General features: G+C 72.5%; 11 protein-coding genes and 1 tRNA gene. 11 read left to right on the top strand and 1 reads right to left on the bottom strand.

What is annotated here, in order from left to right:
• The first annotated feature begins 640 nt into the window (after window positions 1-640).
• From dnaN to GC722_RS02625, 6 genes are all read left to right on the top strand, one after another.
• Window positions 641-1,807: a DNA polymerase III subunit beta gene (dnaN, locus tag GC722_RS02650; protein ID WP_331714323.1), complete on the top strand. Its 1,167-nt coding sequence runs from the start codon at window positions 641-643 to the stop codon at window positions 1,805-1,807.
• Between the two features lie 65 nt (window positions 1,808-1,872).
• Complete coding sequence (gnd, locus tag GC722_RS02645; RefSeq protein WP_156607768.1) at window positions 1,873-2,823, top strand: phosphogluconate dehydrogenase (NAD(+)-dependent, decarboxylating); 951 nt, start codon at window positions 1,873-1,875, stop codon at window positions 2,821-2,823.
• A gap of 34 nt (window positions 2,824-2,857) precedes the next feature.
• Window positions 2,858-4,030: a DNA replication/repair protein RecF gene (gene recF / locus GC722_RS02640; protein ID WP_331714322.1), complete on the top strand. Its 1,173-nt coding sequence runs from the start codon at window positions 2,858-2,860 to the stop codon at window positions 4,028-4,030.
• Entirely contained in the window at window positions 4,023-4,607 is a 585-nt protein-coding gene (locus GC722_RS02635; protein WP_331714321.1) for a DUF721 domain-containing protein, read from the top strand. Before recF ends, GC722_RS02635 begins: the two co-directional genes overlap by 8 nt.
• Before the next feature lie 29 nt (window positions 4,608-4,636).
• Complete coding sequence (locus tag GC722_RS02630) at window positions 4,637-6,598, top strand: hypothetical protein (RefSeq protein WP_156607766.1); 1,962 nt, start codon at window positions 4,637-4,639, stop codon at window positions 6,596-6,598.
• Window positions 6,595-7,167, top strand: coding sequence for a hypothetical protein (locus GC722_RS02625; RefSeq protein WP_156607764.1), 573 nt, complete (start codon window positions 6,595-6,597; stop codon window positions 7,165-7,167). The genes GC722_RS02630 and GC722_RS02625 overlap by 4 nt, the downstream gene beginning before the upstream one ends.
• 35 nt (window positions 7,168-7,202) lie before the next feature.
• Here GC722_RS02625 and GC722_RS02620 read toward each other — a convergent pair whose 3' ends face one another.
• Window positions 7,203-7,877: a hypothetical protein gene (locus GC722_RS02620; protein WP_156607762.1), complete on the bottom strand. Its 675-nt coding sequence runs from the start codon at window positions 7,875-7,877 to the stop codon at window positions 7,203-7,205.
• 370 nt (window positions 7,878-8,247) lie between these two features.
• Here GC722_RS02620 and gyrB point away from each other — a divergent pair, with 370 nt between their 5' ends.
• The 5 genes from gyrB to GC722_RS02595 all read left to right on the top strand — a co-directional run.
• Window positions 8,248-10,221: a DNA topoisomerase (ATP-hydrolyzing) subunit B gene (gene gyrB, locus GC722_RS02615; RefSeq protein ID WP_156608713.1), complete on the top strand. Its 1,974-nt coding sequence runs from the start codon at window positions 8,248-8,250 to the stop codon at window positions 10,219-10,221.
• Window positions 10,222-10,315: 94 nt separating this feature from the next.
• On the top strand, window positions 10,316-13,045 hold the full coding sequence (gene gyrA, locus GC722_RS02610; protein ID WP_156607760.1) for a DNA gyrase subunit A: 2,730 nt from the start codon (window positions 10,316-10,318) through the stop codon (window positions 13,043-13,045).
• Window positions 13,038-13,925, top strand: coding sequence for a DUF3566 domain-containing protein (locus tag GC722_RS19120; protein ID WP_156607758.1), 888 nt, complete (start codon window positions 13,038-13,040; stop codon window positions 13,923-13,925). The genes gyrA and GC722_RS19120 overlap by 8 nt, the downstream gene beginning before the upstream one ends.
• 88 nt (window positions 13,926-14,013) lie before the next feature.
• A tRNA-Ile gene (locus GC722_RS02600) sits at window positions 14,014-14,090 on the top strand.
• Between the two features lie 238 nt (window positions 14,091-14,328).
• The coding region (locus tag GC722_RS02595; protein WP_197429719.1) for a choice-of-anchor G family protein at window positions 14,329-16,613 on the top strand (2,285 nt) is incomplete at its 3' end.

Genomic DNA, 16,613 nt, shown 5'->3' with positions numbered 1-16,613 from the left:
CGCCTCCTCATCGCCCCGCCTCCTCATCGCACCGCCTCCCTCACCGCCCCGTCTCCTCACCGGACAGCCTCCTCACCGCCACGGGTCCCGCCGGTGGCGGCGCTCGTGCTGCCCACCCACGGTCGGCCCGCGGGTCCGCGTCGCACCGGACCAGTGGTACCGGTGGAATGACAGACCAGTGCCGTACTGGACCGAATTGCACGGGTGGAAGTCTTACCCACAGCTGTGTGCACACCTGTGGAAAACTGGGGAGAAATGCCCAGGCCGGCGGTGCGCGCTGGGGACGGGTCTCCCGCGGTGCGTAGCCGAAGCACAACTACTCCCCGTGTAGTTCTGGGTCGTCCCCAGGGCGGTCCACGGCCCCGAAAGGCCGCTGACGAGCGCGGACGGGTGTTGTCCACAGATTCCACACCGGTGATGACTACGACGTACTGACACATGTCCTGATCCGTTCGAAGTCATCCGGGCCCGAGCTGTGGATGTCGCACGTCCGAGGACGGGGCCCGTCGGGCGGTGGCCGACGCGGTCGGCGGATCGCTAGAGTTCCAGCACTGCCTCGCCGCAGCGGCGCCCACGGACCGGGCCGACCGGGGCCGTCGAGGACTACGATCGACGCGGCCGCGCCGCGCGAGGAGGACTGGTGAAGATTCGACTGGAACGCGACGTTCTCGCCGAGGCCGTCCAGTGGGCTGCACGCAGCCTGCCGACGCGGCCGAGCGTCCCGATCCTGGCCGGCCTGCTGATCCGCACCTCCGACGAGGCCGTCGTGCTGTCCAGCTTCGACTACGAGACCTCCACCCAGGTCCACGCCCGGGCCCAGGTCAGCGACGAGGGCCAGGTGCTGGTCTCGGGGCGCCTGCTCTCCGACATCTGCCGCTCGCTGCCCAACAAGCCGGTCGACATCAGCACCGACGACTCCCGGATGGAGCTCACCTGCGGCAGCGCCCGGTTCACCCTGCAGACGCTGCCGGTGGCGGACTACCCGGCGCTGCCGACCATGCCGGAGCAGACCGGCACGGTCGCCAGCGACGAGTTCGCCCGCGCGGTGTCGCAGGTCGTGGTGGCCGCCGGCCGCGACGAGCTGCTGCCGGTCTTCACCGGTGTCCGGATGGAGATCGATGGCGAGACCATCTCGCTGCTGGCGACCGACCGCTACCGGATGGCGCTCAAGGAGCTCACCTGGTCCCCGGCCTCCCCCTCCAGCAGCGGGGCGGCGCTGGTGCCGGCCAAGGTGCTGGCCGACACGGCACGGTCGATGACGGCCGGTGAGAGCGTGTCGATCAGCCTCTCCGGCGCCTCCCAGGGCGACGGCCTGATCGGCTTCCAGGGCACCGGCTCCGGCGGTCAGCGCGAGACCACCACCCGGCTGCTCGACGGGGAGTTCCCCAAGGTGCGGCACCTGATGAGCATCCAGCCCCAGCTGACCGTCCGCGGCGCCACGGCGGAGATCATCGACGCGGCCAAGCGCGTCGCCCTGGTCGCCGAGCGCAACACCCCGCTGCGGATGCTGATCGGCGACGGCACCATCACCCTCGAGGCGGCCACCGGCGACCAGGCGCAGGCCTCGGAGGCGCTGGCCGCCACCGTCGACCTGCACGGTGCGGCCGAGCCGTCGCTGGAGGCCGCCGGCTTCAACCCGAACTACCTGCTGGACGCCCTCGGCGCGCTGGACGCCCCGTTCGTCGACTTCGCGTTCACCGCCCCGGGCAAGCCCTGCCTGCTGACCGGGCTGGCCGAGCTGGACGGCGAGCCGATGACCGACTACCGCCACGTCATCATGCTGATGCGGCTGCCCGCCTCACGCTGATCGGGGTAACCCCTCGACGGCAGCACCGACCGGGTGCGCCCCGCACCGACCGAAAGGGACGCGACATGCAACTGGGACTCATCGGACTGGGGAAGATGGGCGGCAACATGCGCGAGCGGGTGCGTCGCGCCGGCCACACGGTGGTGGGCTACGACACCAACCCCGAGATCTCCGACGTCGCCGACCTCCCGGCCCTGGTCGAGCAGCTCACCGAGTCGCCGCGGGTGGTGTGGGTGATGGTCCCCGCCAAGTTCGTGAGCCCGGTCGTGCAGGAGCTCGCCGGTCTGCTGGACGAGGGCGACGTGGTCGTCGACGGCGGCAACTCCAAGTGGATCAACGACCACCACCACGCCGACCTGCTGGGCGCCAAGGGCATCGGCTACGTCGACTGCGGGGTCTCCGGCGGTGTCTGGGGGCTGGAGAACGGCTACGCGCTGATGTGCGGCGGCTCGGTGGAGGACGTGGCCAAGGTGCAGCCCGTCTTCGACGCCCTCAAGCCGCCGGGGGAGTACGGCTTCGTGCACGCGGGCGAGGTGGGCGCGGGGCACTTCGCCAAGATGGTCCACAACGGCATCGAGTACGCGATCATGCAGGCCTACGCCGAGGGCTGGGAGCTGCTGGCCGCCTCCGGCGAGGTCACCGACGTCCCGGCCGTGTTCGAGTCCTGGCGCGAGGGCACGGTGATCCGTTCCTGGCTGCTGGACCTGGCCTGCCTGGCGCTGGCGAAGGACCCCAACCTCGAGGGCATCCGCGGCTACGCCGAGGACTCCGGCGAGGGCCGCTGGACGGTCGAGGCCGCCATCGACCTCGCCGTGCCGGCCCCGGCCATCTCCGCCTCGCTGTTCGCCCGCTTCGCCTCCCGCCAGGACGACTCCCCGGCGATGAAGATGGTCGCCGCGATGCGCAACCAGTTCGGCGGTCACGCCACGATGGCCGAGCACGCCGGCGAGGACCCCGACACCCGCAGCGACACCAGCGAGACCGGCCCGGGCGCGCAGGGCGTCAGCAAGGTGTGACCGGGCCGGTTGCCCGGCCGGGGGAGGGGCCGAGGTGTTCGTCGACCACCTGAGCCTGGCCGACTTCCGCTCCTACCGGGAGGTCGACCTCGCCCTGACGGCCGGCGTGACGACCTTCGTCGGCGCCAACGGGCAGGGCAAGACCAACCTGGTCGAGGCGGTGGAGTACCTGTCCACCCTCTCCTCGCACCGGGTGTCCTCCGACGCCCCGCTGATCCGCGCCGGGGCCGAGCGCGCCGTCGCCAGGGCCAGGGTGCGGGCCGGGCTGGACGACGACCGGGCGCTGGTGCTCGAGATCGAGATCACCGCGGGGCGGGCCAACCGCGCCCGGCTCAACCGGGCGCCGCTGCGGAGCCCGCGCGAGCTGCTGGGGGCGCTGCGGACCGTGGTGTTCAGCCCCGAGGACCTGGCCGTGGTGAAGGGCGACCCGTCGGAGCGGCGGGCCTTCCTCGACGCGCTGGTGATCAGCCGCTGGCCCCGGATGGCCGGGGTGCGGGCCGACTACGACCGGGTGCTGCGGCAGCGCACCACCCTGCTGAAGTCGCTCGCCGGACGCTCCCGGGGGCCGGCCGGCGGCGAGGACGCGGCCGCCACCCTCGAGGTGTGGGACGACAACCTGGCCCGGCTGGGCGCGGAGGTCGTCCACGCCCGGATGCGCACGCTGGCAGAGCTCGTGCCGCACACCGCGACCTGGTACGCCGACATCGCCCCCACCAACAACACGGCCACCGCCCGCTACCGCAGCGCGCTGCTGCCCGGGGCCGAGGACGCCACGCCCGAGCCGGGCGAGCAGGAGATCCCCGGACGGGACGAGCTCGAGCAGCGGATCCTGGCCGAGCTGGCGCGACGGCGGTCCGACGAGCTGCAGCGCGGGCTGACCCTGGTCGGTCCCCACCGCGACGACGTGGTGCTCGGTCTCGGCCCGCTGCCGGCCAAGGGCTACGCCTCCCACGGCGAGTCCTGGTCGCTGGCGCTGTCGCTGCGGCTGGGGGCGATGGCCCTGCTGCGCAGCGAGGACGTCTTCCCGGTGCTGATCCTCGACGACGTCTTCGCCGAGCTCGACGCCACCCGCCGCGAGCGGCTGGCCGCCGGGGTCGCCGACGCCGAGCAGGTGCTGGTGACCGCCGCGGTCGGCTCGGAGGTGCCGCCGGTGCTGCGCGGGCAGCGCTTCGACGTGGCTGCGGGGGAGGTGACGCCCGGTGGCTGATCCGCAGCGCCCCGGTGAAGACGAGCCGGGCACCCCGACGCCGGAGGAGGCCGGGGCCGCGGTCCCGCCGGTCGAGCACGACGACACCGGCCTCGACGTCGCCCGCAGCATCAGCCGCCAGCTCCGCGCCGCGGGCCGGGGCGCCGGGGCCGCTCGGCGCCGCCGCCGCCGTCGCGACGCTCCCGGCGGGGTGCAGTCCTCCGGCGCCGGCAAGGACGCCCGGGACCCGCAGCTCATCGGCGAGGCCCTCGAGGCGCTGCTCGAACGGCAGGGCTGGTCGACCACGGTCAACCTGCACCTGCTGCTGGGACGCTGGCCCGCGCTGGTCGGTCCGGTGAACGCCGAGCACTCCCGGCCCGAGGGCTACGCCGACGGGGTGCTCACCGTGCGGGCGGACTCCACGGCGTGGGCCACGTCGCTGCGCACCATGGCCCCGCAGCTGGTGGCGCGTCTGAACGAGCAGCTCGGGCAGGGCACGGTGGTCCGCATCACCGTGCTGGGCCCCGACGTCCCCTCCTGGAAGCACGGCCGGCGCAGCATCCGGGGAGCCCGAGGGCCTCGCGACACCTACGGCTGAGCGCCGCCGGACCCTACGATGCTTCCGACATGACCACCATCAGCTCCGTGCTCGCCGAGGCGCTGCGCCTGGCCGCCCGCACCGGTCAGCTGTGGTGGCGGCTGTGGCCCCAGCTGATCGGGGTGCTGCTGCTGGGCTGGGTCGGCTACTACCTCGCGCTGATCGCCTCGGTCGAGCTCACCACCAACGCCGCCTGGGTGGTGGTGCCCACCTTCGCCGCCGGACTCGTCTCGCTGCTGGCCAGCATCGTCATCACCCTGCGGCTGGTCGCCTCCCAGCTGGGGGTGACGGCGCTGGTGCGCAGCGTCAGCGGCCCCGCGGCGCTCGACGCACCCGACGACGAGGACGACGACCGGGACGCCAGCGTGGTGCGGCTGCTGATCATCACGCTGCTGCCCTTCCTCGCCGTGTACGCCTCCTTCGGCTACGTCGACGACCTGGCCAGCGAGCTGGCGCTGCTGTCGGGCTACACCGCCGGCCTCGGCGACAGCGTGCTGGGCCGGCTCAACCCGGTCGGCAGCACCCGCGCCGTGCTCACCGTGGTGGCGGCGGTGGTCGGGCTGTACCTGCTGCGTCGGGTCGTGGACGCCTGCTACCAACGCACCCGGTGGCGCCTGCTGGGGCTGGCCACGGCCTTCGTCGAGGCCTGCTTCCTGCTGCTGACGGTGCTCAGCGCCTTCCGGCTGGTCGAGCAGGTGCAGCTGTGGTGGAGCGACCGGCGCCTGGTCGGCTGGTGGGACACCCTGCTGGCCGACCTGGCCGCCGGCTTCGCCGTGCTCCGCGTCGACCTCCCCGAGGTGCTGCAGCGGATCGGCACCTTCGGCGGGGAGGTGCTGTGGCCGGTGTTCTGGGAGCGGATCACCGAGCCGGTCGCGTGGCTGGCCATGGCCGCCCTGGTGTTCGGCTCGCGGGTCGTCTCCGTGGCAGACCTGTGGCGCAAGGGCGAGCCGCTGTCGGCGCGCCTGCCGGGCGCGCGGCGGATGCGGATCGCCCGGCGGCTGCAGCAGGAGGCCACCGGCTCCACCGGTGTGCGCCGCGTGGTGCTGCAGGCCCAGGAGGCGCTGCTGGGCGACATCGACGACAAGTACCTGCCCACGCTGCAGTCGCTGCGGCTGGTGCTCCGCGCCGGTGCGGTGTTCCTCGGCGCCTACGTCCTGACGTTCACCGCCATGCGGCTGCTCGGCCTGGGGCTGGAGGTGACCGTGCGGGCGCTGATCGGCGGCCGCGACGGCGACACCTGGGTGCTGCTGCAGCCCTTCCTGGCCCTGGACGACACCGTGCTGACCACCTCGGTGCAGGTGACGCTGCTGGCCGTCGCGTTCTCCCGGGCGCTCAGCATCTTCGCCGACCGCGCCCCGGAGGAGCCGGCGGCGACCGCGTCCCGGCCGCCGCGGCTGCCGGTCGGGGTGACGCGCCGGCTGCGGCCGGTGGGCCAGCTCGGCGTGGCCCTCGCCCTCTGCCTGGTGCTGGCCGCGGCCGATGTGCTCATCGACCGCACCGGCGAGGTCGACGTCGCCCGCACCCGGGTGGGGGAGCCGGGGCCGCTGGGCGAGCGGGTGGTCACCGTGTCCGACCCCACCTTCGGCCAGCTGCTCCGTGCCCAGGGCGACACCGAGGCCGAGATCGGCACGCCCGGTGCCTTCGTCGTCGTGCCCGTCGAGGTGGCGAGCCCCGGTCGCAGCGGTCCGCAGGTCGCGGCGGAGCTGGTCCACGGCGAGCGCCGCTACACCAGCCAGTTCTCCTCCACCGGCATCGGCCCGGACGCCGGTTTCGTCAGCCGCGGCGACTTCGTCTTCGAGGTCGACACCGCCGACATCGGTCCGAACCTGCGGCTGGAGCTGAGCCTGCGGGAGCTGTACTCGGGCTACTCGCCCCTGCTCGAGGTCGACCTGGGACTGGACAGCGGGCGCGCGGAGCGGGTCCGGGCCGACCTGGGAGGCAGCATCGTCGACTTCCAGCCCTTCCCCGCCACCCGGGGGATCACGCCGTGAGCCCCACCGACGACGGCGGCCAGCTCTCCTGGGCGCTGGCCCGCCGGCCCTGGCCGGTGCTGGTGGTGGCGCTCTGCCTCGCCGCCCTGCTGTGCGCGGGCTGGGTGGTCTGGGTGAGCGCCAACACCGGCGAGCTGACCCGGCCGGCCGCCGACGGCGACCGGGCCACCGTGGGCGGGACCGGCTACCGCCTGGTGGAGCTGTACACCACGGACCGGCTGACCGACGCCGCCGGCGGGGAGGACCAGCTGCCCGAGCCGCAGGCGACGTTCGTGGTGGCCCGGCTGGAGGTCGACACCCGCGGCACCGAGGCGGTCCCGAACGAGCTCGACGGCGGCGAGCCGTTCGTCTACTGCGGCACCGAGCTGCTGGGGGCCGACGGCATGGTCTGGCAGGCGGAGGCGCCGGTGGTGCAGCGGGAGGTGCCGAGCAGCTGCGAGGCCGGCCGCGAGCAGCCGATGGAGCAGGTCTTCATGGTACCGGCGGCCCAGGTCGACGAGATCCGCGGCGTGGTGGTGCGGCGCTCCTTCGGCCCTGGGGTCGAGCGGGTGCTCGCCCCGGTTGGCTAGGGCGCGGGTGCTCGCCCCCGTCGGGTGAGGGGCCGTCAGTAGGGCTCCTCCGGCAGCACGGTCAGCGGCAGGTAGACCGCGTAGGCGTCGTCGGTCTTGTTCCAACTGCGCTGGCCGCCGCCCAGCCCCAGGACGTAGTTGTCGGTGTACTCCATCTCGAAGGCCCCCAGCAGCACGACGTCGCTGGGTTCGTAGTCGTCGGGGAGCGTGAAGCGGACCTCCAGCGGCAGCGCCGGTGCGCCCGGGGCCACGAAGTCGCGGGTGTTGACGCTGAGCTCCTCGAAGCTCGAACCCAGGGCGACGGCCTCGATCGTGGCCGTCAGCGGGCCGGGGACGCCGCGCACCACCAGGCTGCCGAACTCGCCGTAGCGCGGGGCCTGCGGCTCGTCGGTGGGGTTGCGGACGGTGCCGCTGACCGTCAGCTGGTGCTCCCAGACGCCGTCGACGCCCTGGGTGCGGCGCACGGTGGCGGAGTCGAAGGTGTACACCAGCTGGTGGCAGTCGAGCTCGGCGCCCGGCGCCATCACCGTCAGCCGGTCCGTGCGGCGCTCGAACCCGCCGAGGGCGGCCACCAGCCCCAGCAGCAGGGCCAGCACCAGCACCGGCACCCCGACACGGACCCACCGCGGCACCCGGAGCGGGGGTGCGGGCTCGGGCCAGTCCCGGCTGAGGGGGCGCTGGTCGAGCCACGTGCCCGGTGCCGGCTGCATGCCCGGCATGCTAGCGGGGCTGCTCCCGGCCGGGGATGGGCGTCCTCCTCGCCACCTCCGTCGGCGGCGATCTGAGGCCCTGGGACCCCCCGGGTGCATACGGGGGCTCGTCGGACACCCCCGCAACGGGCCTGGGAGGCCCTCAACGGCCCCCAGACGGCATCTGGGTGCACAGACCCGCCCACCAATCCGGGCATCCACCGCCGCGACCGGGTAGACTGAGAGGGCACAACGTCGTCGCCCGGGGAGTGAGTTCTCACCTCCGGGCGACCCATGTCCGACAGGAGCCCCCGTGAGCCAGTCCCCCGCTGCCGAGCCCTTCGACGAGTCCGAGGAGGGCCCCACCGACGCAGCGGGCAGCCACTTCGAGCTGGGCGAGTCGACCGGGCACCGCGTCGAGGGAGCCTACGACGCCAGCTCCATCAGCGTCCTCGAGGGGCTGGAGGCCGTCCGCAAGCGTCCCGGCATGTACATCGGCTCCACCGGCGAGCGCGGTCTGCACCACCTCGTGCAGGAGATCGTCGACAACGCGGTGGACGAGGCGCTGGCCGGCTACTGCGACACCATCGAGGTCATCCTGCTGGCCGACGGCGGGGTCCGCGTCACCGACAACGGCCGCGGCATCCCGGTGGGCATCCACCCCACCGAGGGCATCCCCACCGTGACCCTGGTGCTCACGGTGCTGCACGCCGGCGGCAAGTTCGGCGACGGCGGCTACAAGGTCTCCGGCGGTCTGCACGGCGTCGGCAGCTCGGTGGTCAACGCGCTCTCCTCCAAGCTGCTGGTCGACGTCCAGGTGGACGGCTACCACTGGCGGCAGTCCTTCTCCCTCGGCGTCCCGGACGGCGAGCTGGAGCGGGGTGAGCCGACCGACGCCACCGGCACCGCGATCACCTTCTACCCCAGCGCGGACATCTTCGAGACGACCGAGTTCTCGTACCAGACGCTGGCCAGCCGGCTCCGCGAGATGGCCTTCCTCAACAAGGGCCTGTCCATCACGATCGTCGACGAGCGCCCGGGCCACGTCGACGACGGCGGCGAGCAGGTCCGCGAGACCTTCCGCTACGAGCACGGGCTGGTCGACTACGTCCGCCACCTGACCCAGTCCAAGGACCCGATCCACCCCACGGTGATCGGGATCGAGGCCGAGGCCACCGCCCAGGGCATGAGCCTGGAGGTCGCCATGCAGTGGAACACCTCCTTCACCGAGTCGGTGCACACCTTCGCCAACACCATCAACACCCACGAGGGCGGCACCCACGAGGAGGGCTTCCGCTCCGCGCTGACCAACACGGTCAACAAGTGGGGTGAGACCTGGGGGCTGATCAAGAAGCGCGAGGACCGCGTCTCCGGCGACGACGTCCGCGAGGGACTCACCGCGATCGTGTCGGTCAAGCTGTCCGAGCCGCAGTTCGAGGGCCAGACCAAGACCAAGCTCGGCAACACCGAGGCGCGCAGCTTCGTCCAGCGGGTGATCAACGACCGGCTCGGGGACTGGTTCGAGCAGAACGTCAACGAGGGCAAGGACATCGTCCGCAAGTCCCAGGCGGCCGCGCAGGCCCGGCTCGCCGCCCGCAAGGCCCGCGACCTGGCCCGCAACCGCAAGGGTCTGCTCGGCAGCGCCGGCCTGCCCGGCAAGCTGGCCGACTGCCAGTCCACCGACCCCCGCGAGTGCGAGGTGTTCATCGTCGAGGGCGACTCCGCCGGCGGCTCGGCCAAGGGTGGGCGCGACCCGCGCATCCAGGCGATCCTGCCCATCCGCGGGAAGATCCTCAACGTCGAGAAGGCGCGGATCGACAAGATCCTCCAGAACAACGAGGTCCAGGCGATCATCTCCGCCCTGGGCACCGGCATCCAGGAGGAGTTCGACATCGACAAGCTGCGCTACCACAAGGTCGTGATGATGGCCGACGCCGACGTCGACGGCGCCCACATCCGCACCCTGCTGCTGACGCTGATGTTCCGCTTCATGAAGCCGCTGGTCGAGGCCGGCCACGTCTACCTGGCCCAGCCGCCGCTGTTCCGGCTCCGGTGGACCAACGCCCCCCACGAGCTCGCCTACACCGACGAGGAGCGTGACGGCCTCCGCGACGCCGGGCTGGCGGCGGGCAAGAAGCTGCCCAACGTCAACCCGATCCAGCGCTACAAGGGTCTGGGCGAGATGGACGCCGACGACCTGTGGCAGACCACCATGAACCCCGAGCAGCGCGTGCTGCTGCAGGTGACGCTGGACGACGCCGCCCGCGCCGACGAGATGTTCACCATCCTGATGGGTGAGGACGTGGAGCAGCGCCGCGCCTTCATCCAGCGCAACGCCAAGGACGTCCGCTTCCTCGACATCTGAGCCGGCCGGTGCGGCGGCGACGCCGCACCGCGGCCCGCCCGCACGACCTCACCTGACGCCCCGGTCCGCTCCGGGGGCACGACGAGAGAGAACGATGACCGACACCCCGATCGAACCGCCGACCGAGCGCACCGAGCCGATCGACCTGCAGGTCGAGATCCAGCGCTCCTACCTCGACTACGCGATGAGCGTGATCGTGGGCCGCGCGCTGCCGGACGTCCGCGACGGGCTCAAGCCGGTGCACCGGCGGGTGCTCTACGCCATGTACGACGGCGGCTACCGCCCCGACCGCGGCTGGAACAAGTGCTCCCGGGTGGTCGGCGAGGTGATGGGTCTGTACCACCCGCACGGCGACGGGGCGATCTACGACACCCTGGTGCGGCTGGCGCAGCCCTGGGTGATGCGGGCGCCGCTGGTGTCCGGGCAGGGCAACTTCGGCTCGCCGGGCAACGACAAGGCCGCGGCCATGCGGTACACCGAGTGCAAGATGGCGCCGCTGGCCATGGAGATGGTCCGCGACATCGACGAGAACACCGTCGACTTCAAGCCCAACTACGACAACCGCGAGACCGAGCCGGTCGTGCTCCCCTCGCGGTTCCCCAACCTGCTGGTCAACGGCTCCACCGGCATCGCGGTCGGGATGGCCACCAACATCCCGACCCACAACCTGCGCGAGGTGGCCGCGGCCGTCCAGTGGTCGCTGGAGCACCCGGACGCCAGCGCCGAGGAGCTGCTCGAGGCCGCGATGGAGCGCGTCCAGGGGCCCGACTTCCCCTCGGGTGCGCTGATCGTGGGTCGTCAGGGCATCGAGGAGGCCTACCGGACCGGCCGCGGCTCGGTGGTGATGCGGGCGGTGATCAGCCTCGAGGAGGAGGCCCGCACGGGCCGCCAGCTGCTGGTGGTGACCGAGCTGCCCTACATGGTCAACCCCGACAACCTGGCGCTGAAGATCGCCGAGCTGGTGAACGCCGGACGGATCACCGGCATCGCCGACATCCGCGACGACACCTCCACCCGCACCGGTCAGCGGCTGGTGATCGTGCTCAAGCGCGACGCCCAGCCGCGGGTGGTGATGAACAACCTTTACAAGCACACGCAGCTGCAGGACACCTTCGGCTGCAACATGCTGGCCCTGGTCGACGACGTGCCCCGCACGCTGAGGCTGGACCAGTTCATCTCGCACTGGATCGCGCACCAGCTCGAGGTCATCCAGCGCCGCACCCAGTACCGCCTCGACGACGCCGAGGCCAAGGCCCACATCTACCGGGGTCTCGTCAAGGCGCTCGACGCCCTGGACGAGGTCATCGCGCTGATCCGCCGCAGCCCCAGCACCGAGGAGGCGCGCACCGGGCTGAAGCAGCTGCTCGACATCGACGACCTGCAGGCCAACGCCATCCTCGACATGCAGCTGCGGCGGCTGGCCGCGCTGGAGCGGCAGAAGATCGTCGACCAGCTGGCCGAGTACGAGCGGCTGATCGCCGACCTCAAGGACATCCTGGCCACCCCGGCCCGGCAGCGTCGGATCGTCTCCGAGGAGCTGGGCGAGATCGTGGCCAAGTACGGCGACGACCGGCGGACCCAGATCGTCCGCGCCGACGGCGACCTCTCCGACGAGGACCTGATCCCCGACGAGGACGTGGTGGTCACCATCACCCGCGGCGGCTACGCCAAGCGCACCCGCAGCGACCTCTACCGGGTGCAGAAGCGCGGCGGCAAGGGCGTCCGGGGCGCGACGCTGCGCGCCGACGACGAGGTCGAGCACATGTTCGCCACCACGAACCACCACTGGATCCTGTTCTTCACCAACATGGGCCGGGTCTACCGGGCCAAGGTGTGGCAGCTGCCCGAGGCCGGGCGGGACGCCCGCGGCGGGCACGTGGCCGGGCTGCTGTCCTTCCTGCCCGAGGAGCGGATCGCGCAGGTGCTCGACATCCGCGGCTACGACGACTCCGAGTACCTGCTGCTGGCCACCCGCAAGGGACTGGTGAAGAAGACCGCGCTGCGCGCCTACGACTCGCCGCGGCAGGCCGGGGTCATCGCGATCAACTTCCGCGACGACGACGAGCTGATCGGCGCCGCGAAGTGCTCCGGCGACGACGACGTGCTGCTCATCTCCCGCAAGGGGCAGGCCATCCGCTTCGCCGCCGACGACACCCAGCTGCGTCCGATGGGCCGGGCCACCTCCGGGGTCACGGGCATGAAGTTCCGCGACGGCGACGAGCTGCTGTCGATGTCGATCATCGGCTCCGACATGCCCGAGGACGACCGCTACGTCTTCACCGTCACCGACGGCGGCTACGGCAAGCGCACCGCCGTGTCGGAGTACCGCCAGCAGGGCCGCGGTGGTCTGGGCATCAAGGCGATGCGGCTCAACGAGGACCGCGGCCAGCTCGTCGGCGGCATCGTGGTCCGCGAGTCCGACCAGGTGCTGGCCATCAAGACCAGCGGCCAGGTGACCCGCAGCGCCGTCGCCGAGGTGGCGGTGAAGGGCCGCGACACCATGGGCGTCCGCTTCGTCGGCGTCCGCGACGGGGACGCCGTCGCCGTCATCGCGATCAACCCCGAGACGGCCGTCGCGGAGGAGGTCGAGCACCAGGCCGCGGTCGCTGCCGAGGAGGTCGAGCAGGAGGCCGCCGAGCAGGCCATCGAGGTCGAGTCCGACACGGTGGCGGCGCCTGCCGGTTCCGAATCTGGCTCCCGTGGCGATAATGGGTCACTGACGCCGGACGGTACCGATCCGGTGACCGACAACGCGGCAGGCTCCACCGGCTCCGAGAACGGGACGCCGGAGGCCGACGCCGGGGAGGACGACACGGGTGAGTGATCGCACGAAGGTCACCGACGGGACCGCCGAGGACGCGCCCACCAGGGCCGACCGGGTCATGGGACGCGCCGGCGGCACGTCCGGCCAGGGCGGCAGCGCCGCGCCTCAGCGTCCCGCCGCCGTGCCGGCCGCCGAGGCCGCGCCGACGTCGCAGCCGGGACGTCCCACCGACGGCTGGGCGCGGACGGCGCCAGGTGCGAAGCCCGGCTCCGACGACGACACCCCCACCCGGGTGAACCCGGCGGTGCCCCCGCTGACGTCGCCCGGCGGCCGAGGGGAGGCCGGCGCTCCGGCTCGTCCGGCGCAGCGGGCCCGCCAGGAGCCCGCCCAGGGCGGGCAGCCGGCGGCGCCGGCGACCTCGGGCGACACCGACACCACCCGCACCCTGGTCGGCAGCGGGGCCCTGGGTGCGGTGACCTCCTCGATGGAGCGACCGACGGCGACCAGCACCCAGACGCCGGCGACGGGGGAGACCCGGCCGGCCGCGCGCTCGGCCTCCCGCCGGCAGCGTCGCGCCCGGCTGCGGCTGTCGCGCATCGACCCGTGGTCGGTGATGAAGACGTCGTTCCTGTTCTCGATCGCGCTCGGCATCGCGGGCTGGGTGGCGGTGGCCTTCGTCTGGTGGGTGATCCAGACCTCCGGCCTGTTCGGCTACATCAACACGATCGTCGCCGACATGCTGTCCGCTCCCGGCGACGCCGACCCCTTCCGGCTCGAGGCCTACGTCAACGGCTCCCGGGTGCTGGGGCTGACCGCCCTGCTCGGGGTGATCGACGTGCTGCTGATGACCGCGCTGTGCACGGTGGCGTCGTTCCTGTACAACCTGTCGGCCACCATGCTGGGTGGGCTGCAGGTGACGCTGGCCGAGACCGACGACTGAGCGCGTGCGCCGGTCTCCGAGTTGAGGGCGTGGCGTCCGGTGGGCTAACCTTGCCCCTCGGTGCACGCACCGCCGGCGATCCGCTCCCGGGCCTATAGCTCAGACGGTTAGAGCGCTGCCCTGATAAGGCAGAGGTCACTGGTTCAAGTCCAGTTAGGCCCACCACCGAGAACCGCCGTCGACCACCAGGTCGGCGGCGGTTTTGCTGCGACGACGGAGTTCGCGGAGTGTTCCACACGAATACACCTGTGTATCGGTTGCGCCCGGAGTGCGCCCCCCCATATGGTCAACAAACTTGACATCACCTGTGCTCTCCCCCGACACGGGTGCCTAGCAGTGAAACGACGCGTCTGGGGGACGCGCCGAATCTGGAGGATGTATGCCTTTCCGTATCGGTGGAAAGGTGACAGCAGCCGCTGCTGCCGCCGCCACCGCCGCCCTCGTCGGGACGTGGGCGATCAGCCCGGTCACCTCGGAGGCCGCAGAGACCGACCGGGCGGAGGCCGAAGGGCGTCTCCTCACCGGTGACGCCGGAGCCCTGGACCTGAACACGATCGCCGACCTGGACGGCGCCTACTTCGCCGACCCGGGCAACCCGGGTGCCGGCTTCGAGAACATCGACGCCAGCGTCCTCAGCGGCCTGGTCGACGCCGAGGTGGGCGTGCCGCTGTTCGGCACCGAGGGCCTGATCCAGCTCGGCGCCCTCGAGCAGTACGGCCGCAGCGAGACCGGCGGCGTGCCGTTCGCCTCCTCCGGCGCGGTCGCCGAGTCCGGCGCCATCGACATCGCCGCCGTGGACGACGAGGCCCAGCACGCCAGCGTGAACCTCACCCCGCTGCTCGACCGCGCCGGCCTCGACGGCCTGCTCAGCGAGGCGAACCTGGAGCTCGGCGCCGTCTCGGGCCTGGCCACCGTGGACGACGACGGCAGCTACGTCGGCGACTACCAGATCAGCGAGGGCACCCTCACCCTGACCAGCCCCACCGTGGCTGCCGCCGGTGCCGACCTCACCGAGGCCGTGGGAACCGTCTCCACCGCCGCCAACGGCATCACGGCCGAGGGCGGCGTGATCGACACCGTGGTGGACCCGCTCTTCACCACGCTCGAGGGCACCCTGGACGCGCTTCCTGCCGTCGAGGCAGACCTCGGCGACCCGACCGCGACGCTCGACCTGGACCTGACGGCGGCGACGAACCCGATCCTGGCCGCTGACCTGGGTGACCCGGAGGCGGGGGTGACCCTCAACCTGGGCACCGGTGAGGTGGTCGTCGACCTGGAAGCGCTGGTCGCCAACGGCACCCTCAACGACCTTCCGGCCAACACCGAGCTGCTCGACGGCGACACCATCACCGCGATCAACGGCCAGATCGACGAGATCCTGGCCGGGGTCGGCGAGGACCTGGTGGAGGCCGTCGAGACCGCCCTGAACAACGCCGAGCTGAGCATCGTCGTGGACGGTGACTTGGCCCTCGCCGTCGACCTCGGTCTGACCTCTGTCGACGTCCCCGTCGACTTCGGCGTGACCATCGACGGCACCCTGGCTCAGTTCGCCGGCATCGACCCCGCTGACCCCGAGGTCGACATCGATCTGGTCCCGGACCTGCCCAACGTCCTGCCCGGCGTCGACGAGCTCCTGCAGTCGACCGTCGCCACCCTCCTGGGCACGGTGACCGGTCTCGTCGAGGCCGCCGTCCAGGACGTCGTCACCCAGCTGGGTGCTCCCGTCCTGGCCGTCCTCTCCACCGAGGCCCTCACCACGGTCACGGACGAGGTCGTCGACGGGCTCGGCCTGGCGCTGGACCCGCTGCTCACCGACGTGGCCCAGGACCTGCTGGCGATCACGGTCAACGTCCAGGAGACGCCGGGCGACTTCGTCGACGGACGCGGTGAGGACGCCGACTCGTTCACCCAGTCGGCGCTGAGCATCGCGCTGCTGCCGGGCACCCCGCTGGTCGACATCGATCTCGCCTCGGCCACGGTGCGTCCGGTCGCGGCCGAGGGTGGCGCGAACGCCTCCGCCTCCGCTGCTGCCTCGGCCAACGCCGACAGCGACGCCAACGCCGCCGCCGAGGCCGCCGCTGAGGCGGCCGCCGAAGCCGACGCCACCAGCGCGGCCGACGCCGACGCCAGCGCCGCCGCGGACAGCGACGCCAACGCCGCGGCCGAGGCCGCTGCTGCCGCCGCCTCCACGGCCGACACCGACACCGCTGCCACGGCTGACACCGCCGCGGACGCCGGCGCCGACGTCGAGGGCGCGGCCACCGCGGCCGCCGACGTGGCCGCCGAGTCGACCGCCGAGGCCGACGCCACCGCCGCGGCCGACGCCACTGCCGCAGCCGAGGCTGCCGCCACGGCCGACGCCGACAGCGCCGCCGAGGCCGCCGCCGCCGTGGCCGCCGACGCCGACTCCTCGGTCGACGCCTCGGCCGAGGCCGCGGTCGAGGCCGACGCCACCGCTGACGCCGACGCGAACGTGAACGCTGCTGCTTCCGCGTCGGCCTCGGCTGACGCGGACGTGGACGCCGACCCGGCAGCTGAGGCTGCGGCGGTGGCTGCCGCCAACGCGGACGCCACCTCGGCGGCCAGCGCCGACGCCGACGTGGACGCGACCGCTGCGGCTGCTGCCGCGGCGAACGCCGACGCCTCCACGACGGCTTCGGCTGACGTGGACGCCGACGTGAACGCTGC

The sequence above is a fragment of the Auraticoccus cholistanensis genome (assembly GCF_009742705.1).
GTDB classification, from domain to species: Bacteria; Actinomycetota; Actinomycetes; order Propionibacteriales; family Propionibacteriaceae; genus Auraticoccus; species Auraticoccus cholistanensis.
Note: the sequence above shows the minus strand (reverse complement) of the source record. Positions and strands in the feature narration are given on the sequence as shown.

Excerpts from the sequence above, each read along its gene's own strand:
- gyrA (WP_156607760.1), top strand. The coding sequence starts at position 10,316 with ATGACCGACACCCCGATCGAACCGCCGACCGAGCGCACCGAGCCGATC.
- GC722_RS02620 (WP_156607762.1), bottom strand. The coding sequence starts at position 7,877 with ATGCAGCCGGCACCGGGCACGTGGCTCGACCAGCGCCCCCTCAGCCGG.
- gnd (WP_156607768.1), top strand. The coding sequence starts at position 1,873 with ATGCAACTGGGACTCATCGGACTGGGGAAGATGGGCGGCAACATGCGC.
- GC722_RS02630 (WP_156607766.1), top strand. The coding sequence starts at position 4,637 with ATGACCACCATCAGCTCCGTGCTCGCCGAGGCGCTGCGCCTGGCCGCC.